Below are 5,189 nucleotides of genomic sequence, written 5' to 3'. Positions count from 1 at the left end.
CTCACTCCTCACTCCTCACTCCTCACTCCTCACTCCTCACTCCTCACTCCTCACTCCTCACTCCTCACTCCTCACTCCTCACTCCTCACTCCTTGTCTCCCTGTCTCCCTGTCTTGCCCCCCCCGCTCGTCTGCAAGCCATTTCCAGTCTGCAACGTGCATGCGATGGCTATCCGCCATCAGCGGAAGTTTCGCTGGAAACAGGGCACGACGAATGAACTAGACGCGCTCCACAAAGATGGAGAAACGCGTATAAGATTGGCGAGAAGTAAATTGCAGTTCCGAAGTACCAATTGGCATCAGGTCCGATCCCCCGCTCGATTAGCCGAGAGCATAGAAGGAAGCTACCAATCATTACAGGGAGCAACAGCAATGAACGCACAGTGAAACGCGGAAGACATGTTAGAAGCGTGAGAGCCAAAGAAGCCAGCACAACCGAAACCAGAAATATGTTCAATAATGCAGTTTGGACACAAAAGTTCGATGTATCGGGATCAGCTTGCAGTCCAGTCGGCGGAGCCCAAAGCACCACGGGATCTGGTTTGAGGTACCGAAACGGCCAGCCTATAGGATCCGGGTAATTTTCAAATGTCGCGAAACGTTCAGAATTTTCGACAGGTCCAGCCGAAGTATAGGAAGTAATGACGACCGGCGGAGGATAGTTCATAAACAGTGCGAAGCCGAGCCATAGCAACAGACCGAACCAGGTCAGCACAGGCCATCTGAGGGGGGCAATCATTGTTTGCACTTCAGTTCGGATAACGTTGACCATCACAGGTCACGGCGAGTTGGTTGTCCAATCTTGCACAAGGTCGATTCCATCAATCGCAGAATCAACCCCTGCGGGGAAAATTCGTTCATCCACACTAGACAGATTCACAACCTTGCCTCCGTTTTGAATCTTGAGTTGTTTTCGCAAGATCGCAGGTAGCTTCACTCCCAGTCGCATTTCAGCACTATCCAGCTGACGGCCAGTTGCCCCCTTTCGCGATTTGGAAATAGATATTGTGTCCCAAATGCTCTTCTTGTGCTCAGGCTTCGGTTTGAGTTCTTGGTGCATCCCACGCTTCCGTTCCTCAAGCCACTTCACGGCATGGGTTGGCGGTCCACCTGTTCTGTTCTTAGTCATCGTTTGATTGGGGAACGGCGGCGTTAACGCGGCGGCGCGTTGGACTATGACTTCAAAACCCGCGTGATCGCCCGCTCGCATTCAACGCGTGGTTATCCGTCCGCACGAGGGAAAGAATCATCGGCTTCCTCAGAGTCAATGCGATCATTCATTGTTGCAACAACCTTCGCTAATTCAATCCTATCGTGGTTGAAGAATCGCGTTAAACGCCACGCAGGCCGATAGACATTCATGTACCAGATCGGATTCATCGGACGCCTAACTAGGTCGAGAAACAGGTGAATAATTTCCGTTCGTTCCGATCCCCGGGCGATGTCAGTCGATGCGATCATTGACGCCGTAGTCATCCAATCAACCGGCCCGTGTACTATGTCCAACAAATGTCTGCCGTGTGAAGTGTCATTCAAGCTGTTGCCTACTGACTTGCCGATGACCATCGCTGTCAAGACTTGACATCTGAACATCCAATCCCAATACCAATCGGACGCGGGCGGTCGACCGGGGAATTGCATCGCACCGATCATTTCGCACGGAGTCAGATCCGAATACTTCGAAGCAACAGAGACTGCCTCGATCGAATACGATTTCAGGTTGAATGGTTGCTCTGCGGCGAGACGGACGGTCTGCAAGAACGAAGCATCTGGCGGAGGCAGATTTGGGCTGCTTTCGGTTTGCTCGTATTCCCAAGTCAAAACGTCCACAGCGGCATACGGCAGGCGAGGATCGGGGCTTGGAATCTCACCGAACGAAAGTTCTAGATCAGGGTAATACGCGCGCACGCAAGCGACGGCACTCGGTGATTCCAGCGATGAAACTGCGCATCGGACTAGACCATCACCGGTCGTTAAACCGTGGGCGGTCGATTTCAAAATTGCGTCACTCGGTGTTGGCAGATAGTCTGAGTATTCAATCATGTTGCCAGATTTTCAGTCCGGGTAACGGTAAGGATCCGTCGGGACCGGGAGTTGAGCATCCATTCGGTTAGCCCCCTCACCGGCCCTCGGTTGCATCCGATGGTTACCCGTCGAGTAGTTGCTCGAGTTGAGACGTGTCATCCCATTCGCATCCTGAGTATGCAAAATCAGAATGTGCTACAGCAAACTGCAAAGCATTCTTGCAGATCACCGCTATACCGTGTTCCCAGTCGATGTCGGAATTGCCAACAAAGATGATGTATGTGTCGGTTGTCGAACGGAGCTGCGGTATTACCGCAGCATAAAACTCGATCCCAAGTTCATCATCGTCCATTTCGTCTGATTCAGTATCACCGAGATACGTCGCGGCATACTTGCGCGCATGATCAGTAAGCAATGGCAAACCAGTCTTGGCAAGGCGTTCAACAACCGAAACGCATCTCAGCTGAGAATCAGTTGGTGGCGATTGCTCGCCGTCGGTCAACACGCGAAGTTGCAATTCGCCAAGCTTCTCACTCTCGATATACGAGATCCAAGCATCTTCGTCAGGAGACCAAACCAGATTTGCCATTCGTGCGACCTATCCAAAGGAGATACGATTCTTCAGTCGGGGAACGTTAACGATCACGTGGCCGCCGCGAACGACTCACCACTTCAACAATCTCAACTGGGCGGCCCGGGTGCATCGTCTGGCTCGCACTATTCCGGAATTGCCTCGATCTGCGCGACCGCATCGGCTGCTGGTCTCGCCACTTGGTGGACGTTATTTGATGCGAGTTTTTGGGCGAGCGGCAAATAGGAGCGTTTGGGACGTTCTTGAATTGTCTCGGCGATCGCCTGAGGGACAAAAAAATCATCGTGCTCGCAAATCTGTGAAAACAGCTCAGGATCGCGGTCGTATTCCGCATACCGCAGTAGCAAGTCCAACAGCGGCGTCATTTCGTATTCGTTCGCTAGTGAAAATGCCTCCCGAATTTGATCCACCAGTTCGTCCTGATCTTCAGAAACAAATGATTGTCGGTCGAAAAGCGTTTCCAAAAAGGCACCTGAGGCAATCGCCTGCTTTGCAGCGTCAAGCAACGCCTGCGTATCGCGGAAAACAATCTTTGCAGGTTGCCCATCGTGCGACAGATGAAAGATAGCTCCTGCCTTGGGCGGGCCGGGTAAATAACACAGATAGTCACTGGTGTTCGCCTCATCGAGCAAAATGCAACGCGACATGTCTACAAGCGGATTAAACTCGCGAAATTCGAGAGTTAGCTTCGTTGCATCGGCTGGCGAGAGAAGGTTGACCTCAACTTCCGAGTGTCCAGAAAAGTCGCCGGTTTGAACCTGAGCGTAAAACGCCTGCAGGTCGTCTGGGATCGCGTCAAGAAGTTGCGATAACGGCTGGATGTAGGAATTCATTTCTATGTGCGAACGAAGTATTTATCGCTGGTTGTGGTGGCGATAAGTGGGGCCTGGGGGTGTTATCGCCGTTAGGACCTTCGGCTCCCTCGGTGACACGTGGAGTGTTATCGCCGGTGCGAGGGAGTGTTATCGCCGGTTGGCGTTTGCTGAGTATGAGGGGACTCGATTCTTGGGTCAAGCAAAATTGTGAATGAATTTTCCATCCGAGGCATTGACCTGTCATGCAGTCATGCAAAAAATCAGCAAAGATCGTGCTGCGGCGATGCAGGACGGCGATAAAATCGATTCAGCACTCTGAAATGCCACCCTGCTTTCAGTGGCCGTGGGAGTGGGCGATACGCTTTGCTGTGGGGCCACCGCAACCGGGACGGAATCTGCTCCACAGGACCGATTGGGCCAGCTTCTCTTTGCCGAATGGGGTGATTGCCGAAGGCACTGGAGTGGAAGTATCCCGGAGCCGCACGCGAGTTATAGTGGCAGTTCTTGTTTGCGTCTCATCGATTGTCACGCGCCCCACGGTCTGGGGTGCTGCGACGACATCATTTGCATAAGGATACGTTCCCAACGCACTTGCGTGCGGCAGTCATCAAGGCGGAAATTCACAAGCACGTCAGTTCGCATGTTTTTCGCCATAGTTTTGCTATTCATCTACTGCGTACGGGAACCGACATTTGCACGATCCAAGAGTTGCTTGGTCACGCAGAGTGAGGAGTTGGGAGTTGGGAGTATTGAAAAAGTTAAATTGAAAATTGTAAACTTTTAAATGAATGGACGTGGCTCGGTGGAAAAGGACAACTCCGAATATGATTAAACAGGAGGAAAGGGAGGTAACGGAGAAAGAGGTAATTTGTGGCTCTGTTGCCTCTGTTTGCGTACGTTCAAATTGTCCGCGCAATCATCGCTCTTGTTTGGCAGCTCTTGTTGGTGGCGGAGAGTTGGTTGATCGGGCGAGATTAGGATTAAGATTAAGAATTCAGCCTGCCGTTGACTAGCGTGAGGTGGCGGTCGGCTAGGGCGGCGGCTTCTTTGCGGTTGTGCGTGACGTGAAGCGTGGTGACGCCGGTCGTCGCTTTGACTTGCTGCAGCAAGTCGCTCATCTCGCTCCGCGTTTCTTCATCCAGTGCACTGAGCGGTTCATCCAGTAACAATATCGAGGGCTGGAACGATAACGCTCGGCCTAGTGCCACCCGTTGCCGCTCGCCACCGCTGAGCCCGCCAATCGATCGATCGACCAGCAGCCCGATGCCGAGCAGTTCAGCTAGTTCCGTCGTGCGCCGCGTGATCTCCGACGCCGATCGTTTTCGTAGCCGCAATGCGAATGCTAAATGTTCACCAACCGTGTAGGTCGGGAATAATACTTGGTCTTGCGGCACATAGCCGACTTGACGATCGCCGGGTAACCAATCGGTGATGTCGACACCGTCCAGCCGGATCGTGCCTTGGCTGACTGCGCGCAATCCGCAGATCGCTTCGAGAATCGTCGTTTTACCGCTGCCAGTTCGCCCCATCAGCACCGCATATTCGCCGCTGGCAAGCGTGAATGATAAATCCGACAGCACAAAGTCGCCTGAGCGGATACTCACACCGGAGAACTCGATCACTGGGCGTCTCGCGTGTTCAGTAGCCTGAGAAATAACAAAACCAGCACCGCGATCGCGACCATCAGCAGCGAAACTGCGACGGCGGCATCCAACTCGCCGGCACTGATTTCCAGATAAACGGTGGTCGATAACACTT

The 5,189-nt window shown here is 52.8% G+C and carries 6 protein-coding genes; 1 reads left to right on the top strand and 5 read right to left on the bottom strand.

Features of this window, described 5'->3' with window-relative positions:
• Positions 1 to 777 precede the first annotated feature (777 nt).
• The 4 genes from ABX962_RS29545 to ABX962_RS29530 all read right to left on the bottom strand — a co-directional run bounded on the left by ABX962_RS29545 (position 778) and on the right by ABX962_RS29530 (position 3,449).
• Positions 778 to 1,128 carry a hypothetical protein gene (locus ABX962_RS29545; RefSeq protein WP_372724907.1) on the bottom strand — a complete coding sequence of 117 codons (351 nt, stop codon included), beginning with the start codon at positions 1,126 to 1,128 and terminating at the stop codon, positions 778 to 780.
• A gap of 92 nt (positions 1,129 to 1,220) precedes the next feature.
• The gene (locus ABX962_RS29540; RefSeq protein WP_372724905.1) at positions 1,221 to 2,042 is read right to left on the bottom strand and encodes a hypothetical protein; all 822 of its coding nucleotides are present in this window, start codon (positions 2,040 to 2,042) and stop codon (positions 1,221 to 1,223) included.
• A gap of 103 nt (positions 2,043 to 2,145) precedes the next feature.
• Complete coding sequence (locus ABX962_RS29535) at positions 2,146 to 2,613, bottom strand: hypothetical protein (RefSeq protein WP_372724903.1); 468 nt, start codon at positions 2,611 to 2,613, stop codon at positions 2,146 to 2,148.
• 128 nt (positions 2,614 to 2,741) lie between these two features.
• Positions 2,742 to 3,449 (bottom strand): hypothetical protein, encoded by a 708-nt coding sequence (locus tag ABX962_RS29530; protein ID WP_372724901.1) that lies wholly within the window; start codon positions 3,447 to 3,449, stop codon positions 2,742 to 2,744.
• Between the two features lie 486 nt (positions 3,450 to 3,935).
• Here ABX962_RS29530 and ABX962_RS29525 point away from each other — a divergent pair, with 486 nt between their 5' ends.
• Positions 3,936 to 4,160, top strand: a complete 225-nt coding sequence (locus ABX962_RS29525; RefSeq protein ID WP_372724899.1) for a tyrosine-type recombinase/integrase — start codon at positions 3,936 to 3,938, stop codon at positions 4,158 to 4,160.
• 257 nt (positions 4,161 to 4,417) lie between these two features.
• On the opposite strand, the gene ABX962_RS29520 is transcribed toward ABX962_RS29525, so the two are convergent.
• The gene (locus ABX962_RS29520) at positions 4,418 to 5,035 is read right to left on the bottom strand and encodes an ATP-binding cassette domain-containing protein (protein ID WP_372724897.1); all 618 of its coding nucleotides are present in this window, start codon (positions 5,033 to 5,035) and stop codon (positions 4,418 to 4,420) included.
• Between the last annotated feature and the right edge of the window lie 154 nt (positions 5,036 to 5,189).

This window comes from Novipirellula sp. (assembly GCF_041583735.1).
In the GTDB taxonomy this organism is placed as follows: Bacteria; Planctomycetota; Planctomycetia; order Pirellulales; family Pirellulaceae; genus Novipirellula.
Note: the sequence above shows the minus strand (reverse complement) of the source record. Positions and strands in the feature narration are given on the sequence as shown.